The organism is Mesorhizobium sp. M0715 (assembly GCF_040320355.1).
Lineage (GTDB): Bacteria > Pseudomonadota > Alphaproteobacteria > Rhizobiales > Rhizobiaceae > Mesorhizobium.
In genome coordinates, this window is sequence record NZ_JAMYPL010000003.1 from 1 (window position 1) to 21301 (window position 21301).

Annotated in this window: 25 protein-coding genes; 7 read left to right on the forward strand and 18 right to left on the reverse strand. The window is 63.7% G+C overall.

The features are described from left to right. Nucleotides 1-115 precede the first annotated feature (115 nt). A complete protein-coding gene (locus tag NKI21_RS03890) occupies nucleotides 116-523 on the reverse strand; it encodes an ACT domain-containing protein (RefSeq protein WP_352864583.1) in 408 nt (135 codons plus the stop codon). Nucleotides 524-686: 163 nt separating this feature from the next. Between NKI21_RS03890 and NKI21_RS03895 the strand changes: the two genes are divergently transcribed. The 3 genes from NKI21_RS03895 (at nucleotide 687) to NKI21_RS03905 (ending at nucleotide 2534) form a co-directional block, all read left to right on the forward strand. Then, complete coding sequence (locus tag NKI21_RS03895) at nucleotides 687-1616, forward strand: bestrophin family protein (protein WP_352612821.1); 930 nt, start codon at nucleotides 687-689, stop codon at nucleotides 1614-1616. A gap of 109 nt (nucleotides 1617-1725) precedes the next feature. After that, nucleotides 1726-2136 (forward strand): DoxX family protein, encoded by a 411-nt coding sequence (locus tag NKI21_RS03900; protein WP_352555599.1) that lies wholly within the window; start codon nucleotides 1726-1728, stop codon nucleotides 2134-2136. A gap of 134 nt (nucleotides 2137-2270) precedes the next feature. Then, nucleotides 2271-2534, forward strand: a complete 264-nt coding sequence (locus NKI21_RS03905; protein WP_023811331.1) for a YMGG-like glycine zipper-containing protein — start codon at nucleotides 2271-2273, stop codon at nucleotides 2532-2534. Between the two features lie 81 nt (nucleotides 2535-2615). Here NKI21_RS03905 and rpsP read toward each other — a convergent pair whose 3' ends face one another. The 7 genes from rpsP to NKI21_RS03940 all read right to left on the reverse strand — a co-directional run bounded on the left by rpsP (nucleotide 2616) and on the right by NKI21_RS03940 (nucleotide 9603). Beyond that, nucleotides 2616-3017: a 30S ribosomal protein S16 gene (gene rpsP, locus NKI21_RS03910; protein ID WP_023811330.1), complete on the reverse strand. Its 402-nt coding sequence runs from the start codon at nucleotides 3015-3017 to the stop codon at nucleotides 2616-2618. A gap of 51 nt (nucleotides 3018-3068) precedes the next feature. Then, complete coding sequence (locus NKI21_RS03915; RefSeq protein ID WP_023811329.1) at nucleotides 3069-3395, reverse strand: chorismate mutase; 327 nt, start codon at nucleotides 3393-3395, stop codon at nucleotides 3069-3071. 7 nt (nucleotides 3396-3402) lie between these two features. Next, on the reverse strand, nucleotides 3403-5007 hold the full coding sequence (gene ffh / locus NKI21_RS03920; protein WP_023811328.1) for a signal recognition particle protein: 1605 nt from the start codon (nucleotides 5005-5007) through the stop codon (nucleotides 3403-3405). 290 nt (nucleotides 5008-5297) lie between these two features. Next, nucleotides 5298-6245, reverse strand: coding sequence for a CPBP family intramembrane glutamic endopeptidase (locus NKI21_RS03925; protein ID WP_352864587.1), 948 nt, complete (start codon nucleotides 6243-6245; stop codon nucleotides 5298-5300). Nucleotides 6246-6414: 169 nt separating this feature from the next. Then, complete coding sequence (locus tag NKI21_RS03930) at nucleotides 6415-7014, reverse strand: DUF1236 domain-containing protein (RefSeq protein ID WP_023811326.1); 600 nt, start codon at nucleotides 7012-7014, stop codon at nucleotides 6415-6417. A gap of 63 nt (nucleotides 7015-7077) precedes the next feature. Beyond that, nucleotides 7078-8175 carry a zinc-binding metallopeptidase family protein gene (locus tag NKI21_RS03935; RefSeq protein WP_128304288.1) on the reverse strand — a complete coding sequence of 366 codons (1098 nt, stop codon included), beginning with the start codon at nucleotides 8173-8175 and terminating at the stop codon, nucleotides 7078-7080. Nucleotides 8176-8352: 177 nt separating this feature from the next. Continuing rightward, complete coding sequence (locus tag NKI21_RS03940) at nucleotides 8353-9603, reverse strand: flavin monoamine oxidase family protein (RefSeq protein ID WP_352555592.1); 1251 nt, start codon at nucleotides 9601-9603, stop codon at nucleotides 8353-8355. Between the two features lie 141 nt (nucleotides 9604-9744). Between NKI21_RS03940 and NKI21_RS03945 the strand changes: the two genes are divergently transcribed. Further along, the gene (locus NKI21_RS03945) at nucleotides 9745-10542 is read left to right on the forward strand and encodes a lytic murein transglycosylase (RefSeq protein WP_128304286.1); all 798 of its coding nucleotides are present in this window, start codon (nucleotides 9745-9747) and stop codon (nucleotides 10540-10542) included. 71 nt (nucleotides 10543-10613) lie between these two features. Here NKI21_RS03945 and NKI21_RS03950 read toward each other — a convergent pair whose 3' ends face one another. Together NKI21_RS03950 and NKI21_RS03955 are read right to left on the reverse strand one after the other, a co-directional pair. Then, complete coding sequence (locus NKI21_RS03950) at nucleotides 10614-11135, reverse strand: hypothetical protein (protein ID WP_352630977.1); 522 nt, start codon at nucleotides 11133-11135, stop codon at nucleotides 10614-10616. Nucleotides 11136-11140: 5 nt separating this feature from the next. Further along, nucleotides 11141-12364, reverse strand: coding sequence for an argininosuccinate synthase (locus NKI21_RS03955; protein ID WP_352864590.1), 1224 nt, complete (start codon nucleotides 12362-12364; stop codon nucleotides 11141-11143). A gap of 296 nt (nucleotides 12365-12660) precedes the next feature. Here NKI21_RS03955 and NKI21_RS03960 point away from each other — a divergent pair, with 296 nt between their 5' ends. Together NKI21_RS03960 and NKI21_RS03965 are read left to right on the forward strand one after the other, a co-directional pair. After that, entirely contained in the window at nucleotides 12661-14736 is a 2076-nt protein-coding gene (locus NKI21_RS03960; RefSeq protein ID WP_352864593.1) for a putative bifunctional diguanylate cyclase/phosphodiesterase, read from the forward strand. A 126-nt stretch (nucleotides 14737-14862) separates the two neighbouring features. After that, nucleotides 14863-15504, forward strand: coding sequence for a LysE family translocator (locus NKI21_RS03965; RefSeq protein WP_128304284.1), 642 nt, complete (start codon nucleotides 14863-14865; stop codon nucleotides 15502-15504). Nucleotides 15505-15510: 6 nt separating this feature from the next. Here NKI21_RS03965 and NKI21_RS03970 read toward each other — a convergent pair whose 3' ends face one another. From NKI21_RS03970 to NKI21_RS03995, 6 genes are all read right to left on the reverse strand, one after another. After that, nucleotides 15511-15990: a hypothetical protein gene (locus tag NKI21_RS03970; protein ID WP_023811319.1), complete on the reverse strand. Its 480-nt coding sequence runs from the start codon at nucleotides 15988-15990 to the stop codon at nucleotides 15511-15513. Continuing rightward, nucleotides 15990-16439: a hypothetical protein gene (locus NKI21_RS03975; protein ID WP_023811318.1), complete on the reverse strand. Its 450-nt coding sequence runs from the start codon at nucleotides 16437-16439 to the stop codon at nucleotides 15990-15992. Before NKI21_RS03975 ends, NKI21_RS03970 begins: the two co-directional genes overlap by 1 nt. Further along, nucleotides 16436-17671: a dual-specificity RNA methyltransferase RlmN gene (gene rlmN / locus NKI21_RS03980; protein WP_023811317.1), complete on the reverse strand. Its 1236-nt coding sequence runs from the start codon at nucleotides 17669-17671 to the stop codon at nucleotides 16436-16438. The genes NKI21_RS03975 and rlmN overlap by 4 nt, the downstream gene beginning before the upstream one ends. A gap of 192 nt (nucleotides 17672-17863) precedes the next feature. Beyond that, nucleotides 17864-18367, reverse strand: a complete 504-nt coding sequence (locus tag NKI21_RS03985) for an invasion associated locus B family protein (RefSeq protein ID WP_023811316.1) — start codon at nucleotides 18365-18367, stop codon at nucleotides 17864-17866. A 270-nt stretch (nucleotides 18368-18637) separates the two neighbouring features. Next, nucleotides 18638-19000 (reverse strand): YkvA family protein, encoded by a 363-nt coding sequence (locus NKI21_RS03990; protein WP_352864597.1) that lies wholly within the window; start codon nucleotides 18998-19000, stop codon nucleotides 18638-18640. Between the two features lie 123 nt (nucleotides 19001-19123). Continuing rightward, complete coding sequence (locus tag NKI21_RS03995; RefSeq protein WP_023811314.1) at nucleotides 19124-19420, reverse strand: 4a-hydroxytetrahydrobiopterin dehydratase; 297 nt, start codon at nucleotides 19418-19420, stop codon at nucleotides 19124-19126. A gap of 50 nt (nucleotides 19421-19470) precedes the next feature. Between NKI21_RS03995 and NKI21_RS04000 the strand changes: the two genes are divergently transcribed. After that, a complete protein-coding gene (locus NKI21_RS04000; protein ID WP_128304280.1) occupies nucleotides 19471-19989 on the forward strand; it encodes a low molecular weight protein-tyrosine-phosphatase in 519 nt (172 codons plus the stop codon). On the opposite strand, the gene thpR is transcribed toward NKI21_RS04000, so the two are convergent. Continuing rightward, nucleotides 19893-20489 (reverse strand): RNA 2',3'-cyclic phosphodiesterase, encoded by a 597-nt coding sequence (gene thpR, locus NKI21_RS04005; protein ID WP_127382293.1) that lies wholly within the window; start codon nucleotides 20487-20489, stop codon nucleotides 19893-19895. The genes NKI21_RS04000 and thpR overlap by 97 nt on opposite strands. A 125-nt stretch (nucleotides 20490-20614) precedes the next feature. Beyond that, entirely contained in the window at nucleotides 20615-21259 is a 645-nt protein-coding gene (locus NKI21_RS04010; protein ID WP_128304279.1) for an arylesterase, read from the reverse strand. Between the last annotated feature and the right edge of the window lie 42 nt (nucleotides 21260-21301).

Consider the following 21301-nt stretch of genomic DNA (forward strand, 5'->3'; position numbering starts at 1 on the left):
GCACGCGGCAGCGTTCCCTCCCCCTTGTGGGGAGGGTTAGGGTGGGGGTTCTTCTTCGCAAGAATCCATATGCGATAGCCCTGCTCAAGGGGGGAGATCGGCAGCTCTGGCCGCGCTACACTCTGTTCTCCTCGGCCAACTCCGTCAGCAGCTCCAGCGCTTCCTCGGCCCGGTCCGCCGGCACGAACAAATGGTCGTGGTAGAAGGCCGAAACCGGGTTCACGCCCATGCCGGCGGCGGCGAGGCGCGTGGTGATGGCGGCGAGAAAGCCGACGGCTTCCAGCGACGAATGGATGTTCAGCGTGACCATCCGGCAGCGGAATGACGCGGTCAGTGCCGCAGCGATGGCCTTCTCCTCGGTTACGATCAGTGTCACGCCCTCGCGCTCACGAAAGATCATCACCGGCTCGAGACCTTCCGGCTGAACGACGCCGGGCGCCAGCATGGCGAAGACATAGGTGCCGGCGAGCAGTTCCGGCGTCATCGATGCCAGCAGTGTCTTCAGATCGGTCTCGCCGGTCATTCGGTTTCTCTCGCCTGCAGAAATGGGCCGCAGCCCATGTGCTCTTCAATATCCGCGACCGGCGCGTGCCGATAGTCCAGGCGCTGCAAGGACGACATGGCGGTGTCGCTGGTGGCTGGGCTTGCAGAGCTGTCGCATCGCACAATAAAGGAGGTGAGGGCCGATGGCGGTCCGTGAAAGGCCTTCGATGATCGTTCGCCCGCGCCCCACATTCCTACAGCTGTTCTTCATCATGCGCGGTTCGGTCGTGCCACGCATCCTGCCGCAGATATTGGGCTTCGCGCTTTATTCCGCGATCATCCTGGCCGTGGCGCGCCGGTTCCAGCTTGATTTCAGCGTCTTCAACATCACGCCTTTCGGCCTGGTCGGCGTGACATTGTCGATCTATCTCTCGTTCCGCAACAACGCCGCCTACGACCGTTGGTGGGAGGCGCGCAAGCTGTGGGGCGCGCTGGTCTTCGAAATGCGCAACCTGGCACGCGCCACCACCAGCCTCATACCGGACCAGACCGAACAGCGCGCCTTGCTGATGGAAGCGCTCGCCTTCTGTCATTTCCTGCGCGGGCAGTTGCGCAAGATCGACAGCATGAAGGATGCCCGTGCCTTCATCGACGCCGAGGCGGACAAGGCAGCAGCCTTTTCCAATCCGGCGGACGAGATGGTCAGGCGCATGGGCCGGCGTGCCAATGCCCAGCGCCGGGCGGGCGACGTCGACACGATCGGCTTTCGTATCCTCGATGAGAGGCTCGCGTCGATCGCCGCCATCCAGGCTGGCTGCGAGCGGATCGCCGGCACGCCCTTGCCGTTCGCCTACACGCTGTTGGTGCATCGCACGGCCTATATCGTCTGCCTGCTGCTGCCGATCGGCCTGATCTCGACCGCCGGCTGGGCAACGCCGCTGTTCACGGCGCTGATCGCCTACACCTTCTTCGGCCTCGACGCGCTTTCGGAAGAGCTCGAGGATCCGTTCGGCACCGAGGCCAACGACCTCGCCCTCGACGGTCTCTGCCGCGTCTGCGAGATCTCGGTATTCGAGGCGCTGGGCGAAACGCCGCCGAAGATGATCCCGGCGGAAAAGTTCTATTTTTCGTAGGCGAAGGCGCGCGGGTTTAAAAGAATCCGCCCCGCTGTCGGATCGCGGCCCCATGCCACGTCCTTGGGTCGACCCCTGCGAAAGGGCTCGACCATCAGGAGGGACCACCATGAGCATTTCCGAAACCGCGCCCGTCTCGCCGGGCGCTTTGTGGACCGGCCGCGTGCTCAGCGGCGTCATCGTGCTGTTCATGATCTTCGACGGCGTCATCAAGCTGCCGCCGCTCGATGTCGTCACCCAGACGATGGTGCCGCTCGGCTGGCCGGCCGATGCCAATGTCGCGCGCATGCTTGGCGTCATCGGCCTGATCTCGACCGCGCTCTACGCCTTGCCGCGCACCGCGGTGCTCGGCGCCATCCTGCTCACCGCCTATATGGGCGGCGCCATCGCCACCAATGTCCGCGTCGACAACCCGCTGTTCTCGCACATTCTGTTCGGCGTCTATCTCGGCATTATTCTGTGGGGTGGCCTGTATCTGCGCGATGCCAGGGTCCGCGCGCTGATCCCGTTCAGCCGATAGATCCGCTCGAAGCATCGCTTTCAACTCGAAGCCTGGAACCCTTTGCCGGGCAATGTCTTAGGGATCGAATCGCCGAGTTGCGAGTTAGAGATTCGCTTGGCGGCGGAGGCGGCTCCTATCGGAGAGGAACGACGATGAAGAAAACGATGCTTTTGATGGCGCTTCTGGTGCCGCTCGCCGCTTGTTCGCAAACGGAAAAAGGCGCGGCCGTTGGCGGCCTCGGTGGCGCTGCCGTCGGTGCGGCGGTCGCTGGCGATCCGGTTGAAGGCGCCGTCGTCGGTGGTGCTGTCGGCGCCGTTGCCGGTGCGCTGATCGGCCGGGCAAGCGAGAGCGGCGAATGCCGCTATCGCGATCGGCGGGGCCGCGTCTACATCGACCGCTGCCCGAGCGGTTATTGATCGGCAGCTCTTACAGACAGAACCGAACAGCAAAACGGCGGGCCTTGGCCCGCCGTTTTCCTGGATGCGATAGGGCAATACTTATTCGGCGGTGGCGGCTTCCGCCTCGGCCGGTGCTGCTGCGGCGGCCGCAGCCGCGGCAGCAGCGTCTTCCTGCGCCTTCTTCAAGAGCGAAGCACGTTCCTGCGCCTTCTTGCCCGGCTCGGCCTTCTTCGGGTTGGAACGGGCGTCGCGCTTGACGAGGCCGGCCTCGTCGAGGAAACGCAGCACGCGGTCGGTCGGCTGGGCGCCATGCGCCAGCCAATGCTTGACGCGGTCGGCGTCGACCTTGACGCGTTCGCCGTCCTTGGGCAGCAGCGGGTTCCACGAGCCGATCGACTCGATGAACCGGCCGTCACGCGGCGAACGGGCGTCGGCAATGACGACGTGGTAGTAAGGACGCTTCTTCGAGCCCGCACGGGCCAGTCGGATCTTCAAGGGCATTTATTTTCTCCTAAAAAGGCTGATTTGGTTGATCGGTTGGTGGCTGGTTTCTCAGCCGGCTTTCATCACGCCGTTGGAAGCGGCGATCTGTTCGTGGTGGCGGATCACTTCGCGGACGACGAAGTTGAGGAATTTTTCCGCGAAATCCGGGTCGAGATGGGCATCCTTCGCCAGCTGGCGAAGCCGGGCGATCTGCTGCTGCTCGCGTGCCGGGTCGGCCGGGGGCAGGCCATGCGTCGCCTTCAGCACACCGACCGCCTTGGTGCAGCGGAAGCGCTCGGCCAGCATGTGGATGAGGGCCGCGTCGATGTTGTCGATCGAGGCGCGGTAATCGGCCAGGAGAGCGCGAGCGTCGGCCATGTCCTTCTCTTCGTTCATGGCGTCCTCACTTCTTCTTGCCAAGGCCGGGCAGGCCGCCGCCCATTCCGGGCAGGCCGGGGAGCTTCATGCCGCCGGGCAGTCCGGGTAGGCCGCCGCCGGGAAGGCCTTTCATGCCGCCGCCGAGGCCGGCTGCTTGCGCCTGCTTCTGCAAGGCTTCGAGCTGCTTGGGATCCATCTTCGACAGGTCCGGCATGCCGCCGCCCATCATGCCGCCACCCATGCCCCCGGGGCCGCCCGGCATCATGCCGCCGAGGCCCATCTTGGACGCGAGGCCGCCCATCATGCCGCGCATCAGGCCGCCGCCTTTGCCCTTGCCGCCCATCGCCTTCATCATGTCGGCCATGCCGCGATGCATCTTGAGCAGCTTGTTGATTTCGGCCGCGTCGGTGCCGGAACCGGCGGCGATGCGCTTCTTGCGCGAATGCTTGAGCAAATCGGGATTGGCGCGCTCGGCCTTGGTCATCGACGAGATGATGGCGAGCTGGCGGCCGAACATCTTGTCGTCGAGACCGGCGGCGGCCATCTGGTCCTTCATCTTGCCCATGCCGGGCATCATGCCCATGATGCCGCCCATGCCGCCCATCTTCGACATCTGCTGAAGCTGGCCGGCGAGATCGTTCAGGTCGAACTTGCCCGACTGCATCTTCTTGGCCATCGCCGCCGCCTGCTCGGCGTCGATGTTCTCGGCGGCCTTTTCGACGAGCGAGACAATGTCGCCCATGCCGAGGATGCGGTCGGCGATGCGCTTGGGGTGGAATTCCTCCAGCCCGTCCATCTTTTCGCCAGTGCCGATCAGCTTGATCGGCTTGCCGGTGACGGCGCGCATGGAGAGTGCAGCACCACCGCGGCCGTCGCCGTCCATGCGGGTCAGGACGAGGCCGGTGATGCCGACGCGCTCGTCGAAGCTCTTGGCCAGGTTGACGGCGTCCTGGCCGGTCAGCGAATCGGCGACCAGCAGGATTTCGTGCGGGCTCGACACCTTCTTGATGTCGGCCATCTCGACCATCAGCGGCTCGTCGATATGGGTGCGGCCGGCGGTGTCGAGGATGACGATGTCGTGGCCGCCGAGCTTGGCCGCCTGCACGGCGCGGCGGGCGATGTCGACCGGCGACTGGCCGTCGATGATCGGCAGCGTGGCGACCTTGACCTGTTCGCCGAGCTGGCGAAGCTGCTCTTGCGCGGCAGGACGCCGCGTGTCGAGCGAGGCCATCAGGACCTTCTTGTTCTGACGCTCGGTGAGACGCTTGGCGATCTTGGCCGAGGTCGTCGTCTTGCCGGAACCCTGCAGGCCGACCATCATGATGACGACCGGGGCCGGGGCATTGAGATCGATGGCGACGCCCTCGGCGCCGAGCATGTCGACCAGTTCGTCATGGACGATCTTGACGACCATCTGGCCGGGCTTGATAGACTTGACCACGGCAGCGCCGACGGCCTTCTCACGCACCTTGTCGGTGAAGGAGCGCACTACTTCCAGCGCCACGTCCGCTTCGAGCAGTGCACGGCGCACCTCGCGCAGCGCCGCCGAGACATCAGCCTCCGACAGCGCGCCGCGGCCGGTGAGGCCGTTCAGGATGGAGCCAAGGCGCTCCTGCAGCGATTCAAACATTCTTCTTCCTTTTTCCCAGGCACCCGGACGGTGACCGAGAAGTAATGCGTTCGCGCCAAGTGTCCAAGCAAAAGCCCGTCCAAGCGAAAAGCCAAAAAGCACCCGGGGGCGCTCAGCGCTGCCGGGTGTTGGCCTCCAGGATCGATTTACAGCACTTCACCTCAAAGAGGCTTCGGCGTCCTGGTCGGCTTGCTCGGAGGGATACTCGTCGCGGAATTCGGGGCGTGTAGACAGGAAATCGGACGCAGTGTCAAGACAAAGACCGGATTGCGTCGTTCCCGGGCCTGCAATCAGGCCGTGCTCGCCCGGTCCGGAAGCTCGGCGGCGACCTTGAGCGGCGAACGCGGATACAGAAGCAGCACGATGGTCAGCAGGCTGCAGGCGATGCCGATGAAGGCGATGAGAACCGCATCCGACGTCGCCCAGCCCGGTCCTTCGAGCGGCCTGGCATTGAACAGGGCGAAGGAATTGTAGCTTTCCTGATGCGAGATCAAGAGAAACCCGGTCAGGTTGTTGCCGAGATGAGCACCCAAGGCGGCGCCGAGATTGCCGGTTGCGTAGACGACAAGTGTCAGCAGCAGCGCGAAAGCGGCGATCGACGCCAGCACGCAAGCATTGATGGCTGGTGACGAACTCGCACTCCAATGCAGCGAGGTGAACAGCAGGGCCGGCAGCAGGGCCCAGACGAACGGGCTCTTGAACCGGCTGGCGAGGCCGCGCAGCAGGTAGCCGCGAAACAACAGCTCTTCCGAAGAGGTCTGCAACAGGGTGAGCGCGGCGATCGGGATCGCAAACAGCAGCCAGGACGACAGGCTGATCGGGCCACGCGCGATCTGCGGCTGCAGCAAATAGAGCAGGATTTCGGATATGAACGACGTGATCAGCACCGCGATCAGCCCCTTGACGAAGCCGGACCATGAAACACGTCGCCTGTTGCCGAGCAGCGCCGACAGCTTCTCGCCATGCAGCCAGCGCATGGCGACCCACAGGCCGATCCAGATGCCGGCAAACGAGACGAGCGCGGTGAGGATGCCGAGGGGCGAAGCGAGGAAACCCTGCATGCCGGATGGGGCCGCCTGCCAGGCGAAAAAGGCATAAGTGCCGCCGACCAGCACGGCCACGGTGATTGCTGCCCAAAAAAAGACCACGATCCCCGTTCCGAGCAACAGGCGCGGCAAGGTCGTCCTGGCGTTCGGCGAATGCCTGTAACGCTCGAAGGCGGCCGGATCGATGGTCACGCGGGCTCCTTTGCCAAAGTCATCGCCTCTAACCGATGGCCCGGAAAATCGGAATCGTTTTCCGCAAAGGACAACGCTCAGAGCAGCGTCGGCGCGGGAGAGGCGACGCGCTGCGGTGCCGCCTGCTGGCGGCCGCTGCTGTCGCAGCGGCCGCTTGCGCCGATTGTCGTCAGCGAACGACGTACATGATGCGTCGGGTCTGCGGATCGATCAGCGCCCGCTGGCCGTTCACATAGACATAGCGGTAATTGTAGTCCGGAATCTCGCGCAGCTCGACGGTGTCGGGCAGGGTCGCGCCGGTCACCACTTCGCCTTCGAGATAGATGGGATCGAGGCGATGCGTGTCGACATAGGTGCGGACTTCAGCCGGGGGCGAAGGGAAGTCATCCACGACCGGATCGCTGGCGATGATCGCGCCGGTATAATCGGTCGAGTAGTTGCCGATGTCCTCCGGCGGCGAGACGACAGCAACGCTGGAGCGCCGTTCCGTCAGCACCACCCGGCTGCCGCCTATATCGGCCGTCACATAGTCGGAATAGACCCAGCCCTGGCCGCCGGCCTCGGCTATGGTGCACCATTTGCTGTTTTCGATGCAGCCATTGAGCGTTGCCGACTGACCGGCGGCGAGCACGCCGATCACAGGGTATTGCGGGCCGGGCCCGGCGCGCACGTTAAGATCGGTGACGGCTGAGACGGCGGTATCGGCAAACGCGGCGCCCGACATCACGGTCAGCATTCCGGCTACCGCAGGAAACAATAGGGATTTCATGGTTTCTCTCCGTTTTCATGGTCCCTCGCCAGCGAAAACGGGGCAGCAGCTCATGCGTTCCCGCTAAAGCGCCTGCGCCAACTCACGATTTGTTCCGTGTTCTTTCGGCAAATCGGTCAGAAGTTCGTGAACGAATTCCAATTTCCGCGCCGTGACGTCCGAAATCACAAAGGGGTAGAGGTCGGGCAGACCCATGCAGCGGTTGATCGAATTGGAGGCCTCCGACAGCACCAGCCAGCGGGCAAGGATCTTTTCGAAAGGCTCCGGCGCGGCCGCCGGCTCCGAGGGTGCCGCCTGCAATTCGCCGCCGGTGTCGCCGCGCGGCAAGTCGTTGGCCTCCACCGTCTCCAGCCGGCCGAGTGGAAAGTTCAGTGCGTGCACCATTTCCAGCGTATCGGTGATATGCAGGTGGTGAGCCCAGGTCTCGGCCCAGTCCTCCCAAGGATGCGAGGTCGCATAGGCCGAGATGTGGCCCTGCTGCCAGTCGGGCGGCGCACCATCGGCATAATAGGCCTTCAGCGCTTGTTCGTAATCGGCGCGGTCATCGCCGAACAGTGCGCGGAAAGCTTCGAGCCTGTGCGGATCGTCGCGGATGAGGCGGTCCCAGTAATAGTGCCCGAGCTCATGGCGGAAATGGCCGAGCAAGGTGCGGTAGTTCTCGCCCATCTCGACGCGCCGCTTCTCGCGCTCGGCCGAATCCGCCTCGGCGACATTGAGCGTGATCAAACCATTGTCGTGGCCGGTGAGGATCCGCTCGCCACCAGGGCCGCCGCCGATCGGATCGGCGAGGAAGTCGAAGGCCAGGCCGACCTCGTCGGCAGGAGTCTGCTTGGGGACTACCGGCAGCCCGAAGGCCAGCAGCGAGTAGATGGCGCGCTTCTTCGCCGCTTCGACACGGATCCAGCGGCGGCGGTTGCCGTCGACGGAGAGATCCGGGATCAGCTGGTTCAGCACGCAGGCGCGGCAAAAAGCGTGACCCGGTTCCGCCATCCAGTTGCAGGCGCATTCGTCGGCGTTGGTGCACTGGAAGACGCCGTCGACGCCCGCCAGCGCAAAGCGCGCGTGCTCGGGATCGTAGAGCACCGGGTTCCCGCAGTTCAGGCACTTGGCGTTCTCGAAATAGATGCGATGGCCGCAATGGGGGCAGTCGAAGAGTTTCATGTCGGTCTCAATTCACCGGAGGTGACATAGATGTTCACGGCGGCCCGTGCCCAACGCGAACAGCCGCGCGGCGTTCCGCATTTTGTCGAACTTGTTGGAACATAATCTCTGCAGAACGAGGTTTCGCAAAGCGAAGACCAGGTTCCACCTGTCGTTGGTTCCGTCCTTCGGTTCGGATCATGTCCTCGCCGCAAGCTGGGTGACAACCTGTCTTGCCACCGCTTCGCCCGACAGCCGTGCGCCGCCGCAGGTCTGCATCAGTGGACCGGCCAGGTGCTCGCCGGCGAAGAAGATCTTGTCGGCCACCGGCTGCATGAGTGCGGCGCGCGCCAGTGAACGGCCGGGGCGAGCGGCGGCATAGGCACCGCGTACGAAGCGCTCGCCGCCCCAATTGGTCATCATGGCGCGTCCGACATGTTTGCGCGTATCGCCGCCGAAGATGCCGCACAGCCGGTCGACGACGAAGTCGATGCCGGCCGCCTCGCCGGCCGCCGACATTTCCCAGGCGAAATCGCCGCCGACGAAGCCGACCATCAGATCGAGGTCGAACGGGAAGCACAGGAAATAGATGTCGTGCCTGGCCATCCGTTCGATCAGCAGGTCGTCGAAGGGCTGCAGCCCGAGCCTGGTGCCCGATATTTCGACCGGCAATTTGGTCAGCATGCCCATCGGCAGGTCGAAGAAGGCGCCGAAATGCGTGTCTGGCAAGGCCGGCGAGAACGCGATCTCCTCGAAGGCGAGCACCGCCGGCGAAGCGGTGACGATCACCGCCTTGGCGCGGACGGTGCCGCGATCGGTGACGCAGGCGACGCCCGGCACGTCCCACAGGATCTTGCGCACCGGCGTCGAAAGTTCGACCGGCACGCCGGCGCCGAAACGCGCCACCAGCGCGCCAAGGCCCTCCTTGCTGAAGTAGTTCGGGTCGAGATCGGCAGCGGCCTGGAAGTCGAGGATCGAGATTTCGTCCTCGTCGGCACCGAAATCCATCGGCCCGGCGAAGGTGGCGGCGGCGCGCGGTGCATGGCCTTTTGCCAACAGCGCCGAAAGACGATCGTCATCTCCGTCCTTCACTTCATGCTTGGCCAGCAGTTCGAACAGCTTTGCGTCGGCGGCCTTCATGTCGGCTTCTTCCGCTTCGCTCGCCTTGCGCTCGCGGTAGTAGAGATGATCGACGTTCATGTCGTGATGATGCAACGTCCAGCCTGCCGCCTGGGCTTCGGGAAAATAGGGATTGCGGTCGGCCGCATGCAGCCAGGCGCAGCCGATGTCGAAAGGCACGCCGAAATGCTGGTCGCTGGTCCAGGCTCGCCCGCCGATTCGGTCTATCGCTTCGAGCAGCGTGAAGGAAAGCCCCGCCGCCTGCAAGCTCCTGGCGGCGGCAAGACCCGCCGAGCCGGCACCGATGATGACGACATCAACGTCTTGCATGCAGCCCCCCTGCCACAATAATCACTTGATCCTAGGCAAATTCCACGGCATTCGCCAGCATTGCAGCGGTGACAGTGACAAGTGCGCGTTTCGCTGGCAAGTTCGCAATTGGGACGTGATTCAGGCAACCAGGAGATCAACATGGCAATTCTTGCCAAGGGAAAGATGTTTGCAGCGGCCGTGGTGGCGGTGCTTGCGCTGGCGACGGGCGCACAGGCGGCAGCCAGCTGCGGCAAGACCGGCGCCGGCTTCGACGCCTGGAAGCAGGACTTTGCCGCGCAGGCCAGGTCGGAAGGTGTAGGCGCCAAGGGGCTGGCCGCTCTGGCCGGGGCAAACTACGCGACAAAGACGATCTCAGTCGACCGCGGCATTCACAAGGCCTTCAGCGGCTCGGTGGACGATTTCATGCGGCGTCGTGGTGGTGCAGCGATTATTTCCAAGGGCCGGTCGCTGAAAAAGTCGAATGCGGCGCTGTTCTCCAAGATCGAAGCGAATTACGGCGTGTCGCCGGGCGTGTTGCTCGCCATCTGGGGTATGGAAACCGGCTTCGGTTCGGCCATGGGCAACCAGAACACCGTCTCTGCCATTTTGACGCTTGCCTATGATTGCCGCCGGCCGGGGTTCTTCTACCCGCATGCCATCGCAGCCCTGAAGCTGGTTGATCGCGGGGCGTTGACAGCCTCGTCGGTCGGGGCCGCGCATGGCGAGATCGGACACACGCAGTTCCTGCCCGGAAACGTCCTGAAATATGGCGTCGGTGGCGGAAACCTGCGCGACAAGAGCACGGCGCTGGCTTCCACCGCCAACTTCCTCAAGGGGCATGGCTGGCGGGCGGGCGCGAGCGCGAGTGCGAATATGGGCGCGATTGCCGGCTGGAATTCCGCGAGCGTCTATCAGCAGGCCATCGCCCGCATTGCCACGGCGATCGACGGCGATTGACGGATCATGCTCCGGGCAGAAGGCCCCGGCTATTTTTGACTTGATCGGAAACCCGGCGCGAATGTCGGGTTTCATTTGATTTCGAGCGTGTAGGAGCAGCCCGCCAGCGTCTTGCCGGGGTGCGACTCGACGGTCGAGACGTTGAGCTTGATGCCCGTGGAGAAGGTCAATCCTTCCGACTCTTCGGTGCTTTGGACAACGACCTTCTCGCCAAGGAATTTTTCCGGCGTCGAAAAAACGGCAATGACATTGAGCTCCCTGGCAAGCTCTGGCGCCGCAATGCCATCGAGCACGGCCATCGGCCCGGCTGCGGTAAACACGATCGATCCCGTCTCGCGGTTGAACACGCGGATTTTGGCCGGCAGTTCGTATTGGCTGAGAAAAGGATTGCCCGAGGCAACCTCCTTCCAGCCAAGCGTTTCAACGGCACCTGGTGCGCTGGACAGCCACAGGGCAAAGTCGTTGTAGGTCGGAACGTCCGCCCTGCACTCGATCAGGGCCGGAAGGTCGAGAGAGGCGGGGTCGAACTCCTGGCCGGCGGCCGGCGTCGCCAGAACAACCAGCGGCGCCAAGCAGCGACCGAAACCGCGCATCCGCGCTACTTGGTGCGGCTGCGCGCGGCCAGCGTCCTTAGCCTCAGCGCGTTGAGGCGGATGAAGCCGGCGGCGTCCTTCTGGTCGTAGGCGCCGCGGTCGTCCTCGAAGGTGACCAGCGCATCCGAATAAAGCGTCTTCTTCGACTTGCGGCCGGTGACCATGACATTGCCCTTGTAGAGCTTGAGGCGCACCGTGCCTTCGACGTCTTCCTGGCTCTTGTCGATCATCGCCTGCAGCATCAGCCGTTCGGGCGCGAACCAGAAGCCGTTGTAGATCAGCTCGGCGTAGCGCGGCATGAACTCGTCCTTGAGGTGGGCGGCACCTCGGTCGAGCGTGATCGATTCGATGGCGCGATGGGCTGATATCAGGATGGTGCCGCCTGGTGTTTCGTAGACGCCGCGCGATTTCATGCCGACGAAGCGGTTTTCGACCAGGTCGAGCCGGCCGATGCCATTGTCGCGGCCAAGATCGTTGAGTGCCGCCAGCATGGTCGCCGGCGACAGTTTCTTGCCGTTCAGCGCGATCGGATCACCCTTCAGGAACTCGATCTCGATCTCGGTGACCTTGTCCGGCGCGTCCATCGGCGAAACGGTGCGCTGATGAACGAATTCCGGCGGCTCCACCCACGGGTCTTCCAGCACTTTGCCCTCGGAGGACGAATGCAAGAGGTTGGCGTCGACCGAGAAAGGTGCGTCGCCCTTCTTGTCCTTCGGCACCGGGATCTGATGCTGCTCGGCGAAATTCATCAGGTCGGTACGCGATTTGAACGACCAGTCGCGCCACGGCGCGATGACCTTGATGTCGGGGTTCAGTGCGTAAGCTGAAAGCTCGAAGCGAACCTGATCGTTGCCCTTGCCGGTGGCGCCATGCGCGATCGCGTCGGCGCCGGTTTCCCGGGCTATATCGACCAGATGCTTGGAGATCAGCGGCCGCGCGATCGAAGTGCCAAGCAGATAGGTCCCTTCATAGACGGTGTTGGCGCGGAACATCGGGAAGACGAAGTCGGACACGAATTCCTCGCGCACGTCGACGACGCGGATGTCCTTGATGCCCATCATCTCGGCCTTGCGACGGGCCGGCTCGAGTTCGCCGCCCTGGCCAAGATCGGCGGTGAAAGTCACGACTTCGGCGCCGAGTTCAGTCTGCAGCCATTTCAGGATGATGGATGTGTCGAGACCGCCGGAATAGGCGAGCACGACCTTCTTGACGTCTTTGGCCTTGGACATTTCTACTCCGTCGATGGCGGACGCCCCAGCCTGGGCGTCACGGATTGTCGCAGCGCCTTTTAGCAGGAACGGCAGAGCGAGCAAGCACGCGTGCATGCATGGCTTCTGGTCCAGCGCATGGCCGGTGGCCGCCGGCAGCGGAAACAACCTGCTGCAATCAAAGGCTGCATTTGCTGGAAGGACTTAATCAAGTTTTCACGCCGTGCCGCTAACATTTGCGACAAAGCCGCCTCGACCATTTCGGGCGGCTTCTTGCCTGCCTTGTCGCGGGTGTCCTCGGGCTCGGGCCGTTCTTGATGCGCGTTATATCATGCATCGCCATGGAGCATAATCTGTGGCTTGTCCTGCTGGCGGCGCTGATGTGCGTCACCGGCTGCTGGGTGACGATCGGCCTCTTCGACCGTTCGAGAAAAACCACCGGCGTGCAGATGAAGGGCTGGCTGTTCCTGACCGCGGTCGCCGCCGGCTCGTCGATCTGGTGCACCCATTTCATCGCCATGCTGGCCTACCAGCCCGGCGCGCCGATCACCTTCGATCCGGTCCTGACCATGGCATCCCTGGTCATCGCCATCGCCGGCACCGGGCTGGGTTTCACCCTCGCATCCGGCAAGAGCCGGCGCCTGGCCCCGGAATGGGGCGGCGTCGTCGTCGGCCTGGCGATCTCGGCCATGCACTACACCGGCATGATGGCCTATCACGTTGCCGGCATCGTCGAATGGGACGGCTCCTATGTCGTGGCCTCACTGGTCATCTCGGCGGTGTTCTCCGCCCTGGCCGTCGGCCATGCCGTGCGCCGGCCATACCGCTGGTCGCACTATCTCGCCATCGGGCTGCTGGTGCTGGCGATCGTCGGCCTGCATTTCACGGCTATGGCCGCGGTGGCGGTGACGCCGCTGTCCTTCATCAGCACAGGCACCAATCCCGATATTCTGGTGGCAATGGCGGTCGCCGTCGCCGTGGTGGGCCTGATCGTCGCGGCTACCGGCTTCGCCAGCTATCTGATCGATGAGCGTGGTCGTTTGGAGAGCTTCGAGCGGCTTCAGCATCTCGCCCTCAACGACGCCCTTACCGGCCTTCCCAACCGGGTCTCCTTCAACGACCGCCTTGACCATGAAATCGACCGGGCATGCGAGGGCGAGGACACAATGACGGCGGTCATCGTCATCGATCTCGACCGCTTCAAGGAGATCAACGACCTCAGGGGGCATGCGGCCGGCGACCAGGCACTCAAGATCGTCGCCCGCAGGCTGTCGAAACTCATCGGCGAGGGCGAATTCGTCGCCCGGCTCGGCGGTGACGAGTTCGCCGCGATCAAGCGCTTCAAGGATCAGAAGGACCTTCTCGGGCTTGTCTCGCGGCTGGAGAAATCCCTGTTCGAGCCGTTGCGACTCGACGATTTCGAAATCGCCGCCGGCGCCAGCATCGGCGTAGCGATCTATCCGCGCGACGGGGCCGACCGCGAGCGGCTGGTCAGCAATGCCGATCTTGCCATGTACCGGGCAAAGAACGACGTCACGCGAGCCGTCTGCTTCTACGAATCCGCCATGGACGAGACGGCGCGGGCGCGCCGCGCGCTGGCCACCGACCTTCGCCAGGCGATCGAGCGCGGCGAGCTTTCGCTCCACTATCAGGTGCAGACCTCGGTCCCGACCGGCGCCACCTGCGGCTACGAGGCGCTGCTGCGCTGGACCCATCCGGTGCACGGCATGATCCCGCCCGCCGAATTCATCCCGATTGCCGAGGAGAACGGCTCGATCATGGCGATCGGCGAATGGGTGCTGCGGACCGCGTGCCGCCAGGCGGCCTCGTGGGGCAACGGCCACAAGATCGCGGTCAATTTGTCGCCGGTACAGTTCGCCCATGCCGATCTCGCCAAGCTCGTCCATCAGATCCTGATCGAGACCGGGCTGTCGCCGAAACGGCTGGAGCTGGAGCTCACCGAATCGACGATCGTCGCCGACAAGGTGCGCACGCTGCATGTTCTGCGCCAGATCAAGGCGCTGGGGGTGACGATCGCGATCGACGATTTCGGCACAGGCTATTCATCGCTCGATACGCTGCGCTCGTTTCCGTTCGACAAGATCAAACTCGACCGTTCATTCATGGCTGACGTCGAGCGAAGCCCGCAGGCCAAGGCCATCATCCGGGCGGTGCTGACGCTGGGCCGCAGCCTCGACATTCCGGTGCTTGCCGAAGGCGTCGAGACGCATGTCCAGCTCACCATCCTGCAAGTCGAAGGCTGCAACGAGGCGCAAGGCTATTTCCTCGGCCGGCCCAAGCCGATCGACCAGATCACCGGGGACGCCGATGTCCGCAACGATCAACTCGTCGCGGAGGAGCCGGCGAGGATGCGGCTGAGCAGGCAGGCATAGGACGCCGCGGCCGGCCGTCCAGCGAATGCCGTGCGGACGCCTGCTGGATCGAGATCGGGTCGCTGCTGTGTCTGGCATCGTCATGGCGCATCCTGTATAGGCCTCGCAATCCCTTGGGGGCCGCTCATGTCGTTCATTCCAGACACCGCCACGCTGATCCAGTTCGCCATCGCCACGGTCATCCTGGCGATCACGCCGGGGCCGGACATGACCCTGTTCGTCTCGCGCACGCTGAGCCAGGGCCGTGCCACCGGCTTTGCCTCGATGGCCGGCGCGCTGTGCGGCACGCTGATCCACACCACACTGGTGGTTGTCGGTGTCTCGGCGCTGATCGTCGCCTCGCCGATGGCTTTCTTCGTGCTGAAGATCTTCGGCGCCGGCTATCTCGTCTTCCTGGCCTGGCAGGCAATCACCAGGGGCTCGGCCTTTTCGCCGGAGAAGAAGACAGGCCCCGAGATTTCCCTGTTGCGCAGCTGGGCCGCGGGTCTTGGCGTCAATCTGCTCAACCCGAAGATCATCCTGTTCTTCATGACCTTCCTGCCGCAGTTCGTCTCCGCGCATGATCCGAACGCACCGGGAAAGCTGTTTTTCCTTGGGCTGATGTTCATTGTGCTGTCGGTCCCGGTGACGGTGCCGATGGTGCTGGCGGCGGAAAAGTTTTCGGCGGCGATGAAGGCCAGCCCGCGCGTCACACGGGCGGTCGACTATCTCTTTGCCGGCGTGTTCTCCGCCTTCGCCCTCAAGATCCTGACGGCGCAGGCGAAGTAGGCGCCGTCATCCTGTCTGGCCATCCTCTTTTGATCCTGGTTCGCCTTGCCACCAGCTTGCGGCCCAGCGCCCGGCGCTGAGCCAGTAAAAGATACCACCGACCATGCCGCTGCCGATCACGGCCATGATGGCGCTGGTGTCCCTGACGACGAAGGCGGTGTCACCGCTGCGGTCGGCAAGCCCGAGGAAAACACCGGCAACCACCGCGCCTGCCAGCGCATAGAACAGCCAGTCGCGCCGGCCCAGGATTTCGGCAAGCAGGATGACGACAGAGGCCGGCATCAGGGCGAAATAGGCGACGAACAGAGCGGCGAAGGGAATTGAGAAATACAGGGAAGCCGTCGCCGTCGGATGCGCATGCTCCGGCGTGTAGCCGAGCGATGCCAGCAACAGGATGTTGAGGAAGGCGCTCGCCGCCAGCGAGGCGACGGCATAGCCGAACAGGATGACGGTGAAACGGACGAGGTAGCCGACGAGACGCGCCATCAATCTCGGCCCAGATTCTGTCGCGTGCCGGACCTGCGTCCAGCCAGAAGCCAGTAGACCGAACCGGCGGCGATGCCGGCGGTGGCGAGAAAACCCAGAAAGCCCGGATTGAAGACAAAGCTGCTGGCCGAGCGCGGCATGGATACGCCAAAGGCGATGGACGTGATCGCACCGGTGGCGGCGAAGTAGAACCATCCCCGAAGTGAAAACCGTTCGGCGACAAAGAGCGCCGGGCCGACGATCAACAGCGCGCCGATCGTTACGGTCAAGACGGCGAGCGGGAACGAGCCCAGCCAGTCGAAAGCGAAAATGATGGACCAGTTGCCGTCTTCGATGCCTTCCAGGAGAGCGATCAGCAGCACCGGCACCAGGATCGAGGTCAGCACCGCGGCGACATAGCCGACCGCCATGATGGCGAAGCGTTTTAGCCAGGCGAAGGGGCGGCTCACGCCTCGCCGTGCCCCGCTATCATCATCGCTTCCAGCGCCAGCCGGTCGACCTTGCGCATGCGCTCGGAGTCGGATTTGAGCTGGCCGCAGGCGGCGAGAATGTCGCGGCCGCGCGGCGTGCGGATCGGCGAGGCATAGCCGGCATTGTTGATGTAATCGGCGAATTTCTCGATCGTCTCCCAGTCCGAGCACTGGTAATTGGTGCCCGGCCACGGGTTGAACGGGATCAGGTTGATCTTGGCCGGAATGCCCTTGAGCAGCTTGATCAGGCCCTTGGCGTCCTCGATGGAATCGTTGACGTCCTTCAGCATCACATATTCGAAGGTGATGCGCTTGGCGTTCGACAAGCCGGGATAGGCGCGGCAGGCGGCGATCAGCTCGTTGAGCGGATACTTCTTGTTGATCGGCACAAGCAAGTCGCGCAGATCGTCATTGGTGGCGTGCAGCGAGATCGCCAGCATGACGCCGATCTCCTCGCCGGTGCGGAAGATTTCCGGCACGACGCCGGAGGTCGACAGCGTGATGCGCCGCTTCGACAGGGACAGGCCGTCACCGTCGGAAGCGATCAGCAGCGCCTTCTTCACCGCTTCGAAATTGTAAAGCGGTTCGCCCATGCCCATCATGACGACGTTGGACACTTTGCGGCCCTCGGCCGGCACGATGGCGCCGTCGGGCGTGTCGCGGTCGGGAAAATCGCCGAGCCGGTCGCGGGCGGTGAGCAGCTGGGCGAGGATCTCCTCAGCCGTTAGATTGCGCACCAGCTTCTGCGTGCCGGTGTGGCAAAACGAGCAGGTCAGCGTGCAGCCCACCTGTGACGAGATGCACAGCGTGCCGCGACCCTCTTCGGGAATGTAGACAGTCTCGATCTCGACCGGCCGGCCGGCGCCGCGCGGCGGAAAGCGGAACAGCCACTTTCGCGTGCCGTCGGCGGAAATCTGCTCCTCGACGATCTCGGGCCTGGCGACGGTGAAATGCTTGTCGAGCTCGGCGCGCAGATCCTTGGAGATGTTGAACATGCCGGCGAAATCGGAGACGCCGCGCACATACATCCAGTGCCACAACTGCTGGGCGCGCATTTTCGCCTGGCGCTCGGGCACGGTGCCTGATGCAACCAGAGCCTCGGCGAGCTCGACCCGCGTCAGGCCGATCAGCGACGGCTTTTCGGGCTGTGCCGCGCGGGCACGCAACGCGTCGCGGGCGCCGTCAGTGGTGAGATCGAATGAAAGGGTCATGGTTGCACTGATATAAGCGGTTTGCGGCCGATTTCACGCATCGTGCCGGAAAGGAAGCGCGGCGCATAGCACAGGTTGACGGCAGAGTCATGGGTTGTGCGATGATGCACCCTCGCCAGAGATCCACCAACAGACCCAAAAACGAAAGGCCGGGCTTTGCGGCCCGGCCTTTCACTCAAAACAAAGCCTAGCCTATTTGCACTTGGCAATCGACGTCAGCGCCGCCGAAATACCTTTCAGGGAGAAGACATAGGAGGTGGGATTGCCGCGGCCAGACTTCGCCGTCACCTTCATGTCGGTGCCGGTCTTCATGGCGGCGATCAGCACCGGCTCCTCGGCGGCATTCTCGACCCAGGCCGATTTGCCGCGGGTGAACATCGAAAACGTCTTCTTATCGATGGTCACGGTGGCCTTGGAGCCGTCCTGGAAGTTGTAGCCGGCAATGAATTGCGGCTCGTACGACACTTGCTGGCCGGGCCGCTGGCTGACGAAGAAGAACATGTCGCCATGGTCGAGCGTCGGCGGCTGCTTGTCGGTCGGCACGGTCAGGACATAGCAGACCTTGCCGCCCGATGCCTGGTAGCTGTAGGTGCCCCAGGCATTGTGCTGGCCGATCTTGGTCGCCGACTGCGCCAGCGCCGGGGCTGCCACGGCCACCAGGACCAGACTCGAAACTATAGCAATCAATCCGCGCATCGCTTTTCCCGTATTCCAAATGGTGCGGAGGCAGGCCGGCTTGGCGTCCTGCCCGTCGCTTCATTTTGATTTAATCTGGGTTACCAAACGGTGAATTTCCGAAGAGAAAAGGACCCTCACCCCGAGGAAACCGCCGCCATTCCCGCGCCGCCGCCTTGCGAGCGGCTGGCGCGACATCCCTTTGGCGACTTGGAGGCCACGAAAGCGGCAAGAGTTTGACTTTTTACGCTGCCGCGGAAAGCCGGCTTCAACGGCGTTCCGTGCGCGTGTTCAGCCCTTGTCGGCCATGGCGTCCCTGGCCGCCTGCCGGTGCGCAGTGGTGATGTGGGCACTGACGGCGGTGATCGCGGCGGTGAGCACGGCGATGTCGTCGGTGAAGCCAAGCCCGAAGACGAAGTCGGGGATGACATCCACCGGCAGCACGAAATAACCGAGCGCGGCCAACAGAATGCCTTTGGCGCGCAGCGGCGTGTTCTTGTCCATGGCGCAGTAGTAGGCGGCCACGACCTCTTCCATGAAGGGGATCTGCCGCGCGGCTTTCTTGGCTGTGCGCCAGAATTTCTCGCGCACTTGGCTCTCGTCCGCCAGCTTGCCGCCAAAGCCGAAGAAATCAAAACCGGATTGTCGCGCCATCAGTTTCTCCTTGCGAGCGCCCATGCGCTTCCGGCGCATGCCCGCGGGGGAAAATGTGGTGAAACCCGACCCCCGCTACAAGATGCCGGTGCCGATTTGGGCCTCCCGAGGCGATACCAGGCCTCAGGCGCCGGCAAAACGGTTCATTTTCTTGGCCAGATCGATATCGAGCGCGGTGACGCCGCCGGCGTCGTGAGTGTTCAGCGTCACATCCACGGTCTTGTAGACATTCGACCAGTCGGGATGATGGTCCATCGTCTCGGCGGCAAGCGCGACGCGGGTCATGAAGGCGAAAGCCTCGGAGAAATTCGCGAAGGTGAATGTGCGCTTGATGGAAGCGCCGTCTTCCGCCAGCGCCCAGCCGTCGAGACCGGTCAATGCGGCTTCAGCGGCTTGCCTGCCCAGTTTCTCTCTCGCCATGTCCATATCCTGTGCTATTCGAAAACGACCCTCACCATAGCGACGGATCGATGAGCGCGAAGCCCATAAACTCCATTCTCTTCGTCTGCCTCGGCAACATCTGCCGGTCGCCGCTGGCGGAAGGTGTCTTCCGCGCCGTTTGGGCCGAGCGCGGATCGGCCCGGGATATCCTGCTCGATTCAGCGGGAACCAGTGACTGGGAGGCCGGCTCTGCCCCCGATCGACGCGCGATCGCGATCGCGGTGCGGCACGGCGTAGACATTTCCGGACAGAGGGCGCGCAAGGTCACGCCGCAGGACCTCCACCGTTTCGACCTGATCCTCGGCATGGACCGGTCGAATGTCGCCGACCTGAAGGCGCTGGCGCCGGCGGCCGTGCAGGACCGCATCCATCTGTTCCTGGAGTTCGCGCAGGGAAAGGCACGCGACGTGCCGGATCCTTATCATGACGAGGCAGAAGCCTTCGCTTCCGCCTATCGCATGATCCGCGAGGCGTCGGAGGCGCTGGCGACAAGGCTGGAGGCGCGGGCGTCCGTGCCTGACAGCGGCCAGGCTTCCTCGACGATATAGGGTCCGCCGCCGACCGAATCGCGCGACGACATCAGCACGAAACGGCCGATGCGGAACGGCAGCGTCGAGAAATTGCCGCGCGCCGACAGATATTGGGCGACGTCCAGCGGAGTCGAATTGCGTAAGCGCGCCAGCGTCACATGCGGCATGAACTTGCGCGGATCGGCCGGGATGCCGAGCCGCTGGCAGATGCGGTCGATCTCGCCCTGAAGGGCAGCCAGACCGGGCGAGGCGGAAGCACCCGCCCACACCGCATGCGGCTTCTTCTGCCCGAAAGCGCCGACGCCGGACAGCGCCAGCGAGAAGGAAGGGCGGTGGACGCGGTCGAGCGCGTTGGCGATCTCGTCGGCGACATGGCCGGGGACATCGCCGATGAAGCGCAGCGTCAGATGGTAGTTTTCGACATCGATCCAGCGGGCTCCCGGCAAGCCGCCCCGCAGCAGGGACAGCGAAAGGGCAGCGTCACGCGGAATTTCGAGGGCGGTGAAAAGACGCGGCATGAAGAGCCTCCCTTCCTCGAATCGAACTGTCACCTATAGCGAATCATCGATAGTCAAACGGAGCAAGAGGTTTGTTGGCCACAGTCCCTGTTAAAAGCTTGCCGGGCGGAAACAGTTCCAATCCGCTAGGAATCGCCCGGCACTGCCGCGATCACCTTCTCTACCGTCGGCAGGATGCGTTCGACCATCTGGTCGACGCCTTTTGCGCTCGGATGCAGGCCGTCCTCGAGTTGCATGCCGGGCTGGCCGGCGACGCCGTCGAGAAAGAACGGGTAGAGCACGACTTCGTATTTCTTCGCCAGGTCCGGAAAAATGGCGTCGAACGCATTCTGGTAGTCGGGACCGAGATTGGGTGCGGCACGCATGCCGGCCAGAAGCACGGCAATCTTGCGCTGCTTCAGCTTGCTCAGCATCTCGTCGAGGTTCTTCCTGGTGATGTCGGGCGAAACGCCGCGCAGCATGTCGTTGGCGCCGAGTTCGAGGATGACAAGCTGCGTGCCGTCCGGCACCGACCAGTCGAGCCGAGCCAGGCCGCCGCTCGTCGTGTCGCCGGAGACGCCGGCATTGGCGACGATCACATCCTGGCCCCTGGCGCCAAGCGCGGCCTGCAGCCTGTCGGTAAAGCCCTGGTCCGGGCCAAGACCGAAGCCCGCCATCAGGCTGTCACCGAAGCCGACGATCTTGAACGGCTCGGCGCTCGCCGACGACATGGCGCCGCTGATGGCGAGGAAAACCATCAAGCCTGCGGCAATACTGCGTTTGAAAGACATGCGGCAGGCCCCATATGAGCTAGGAATTCTTCAGTCGACGGC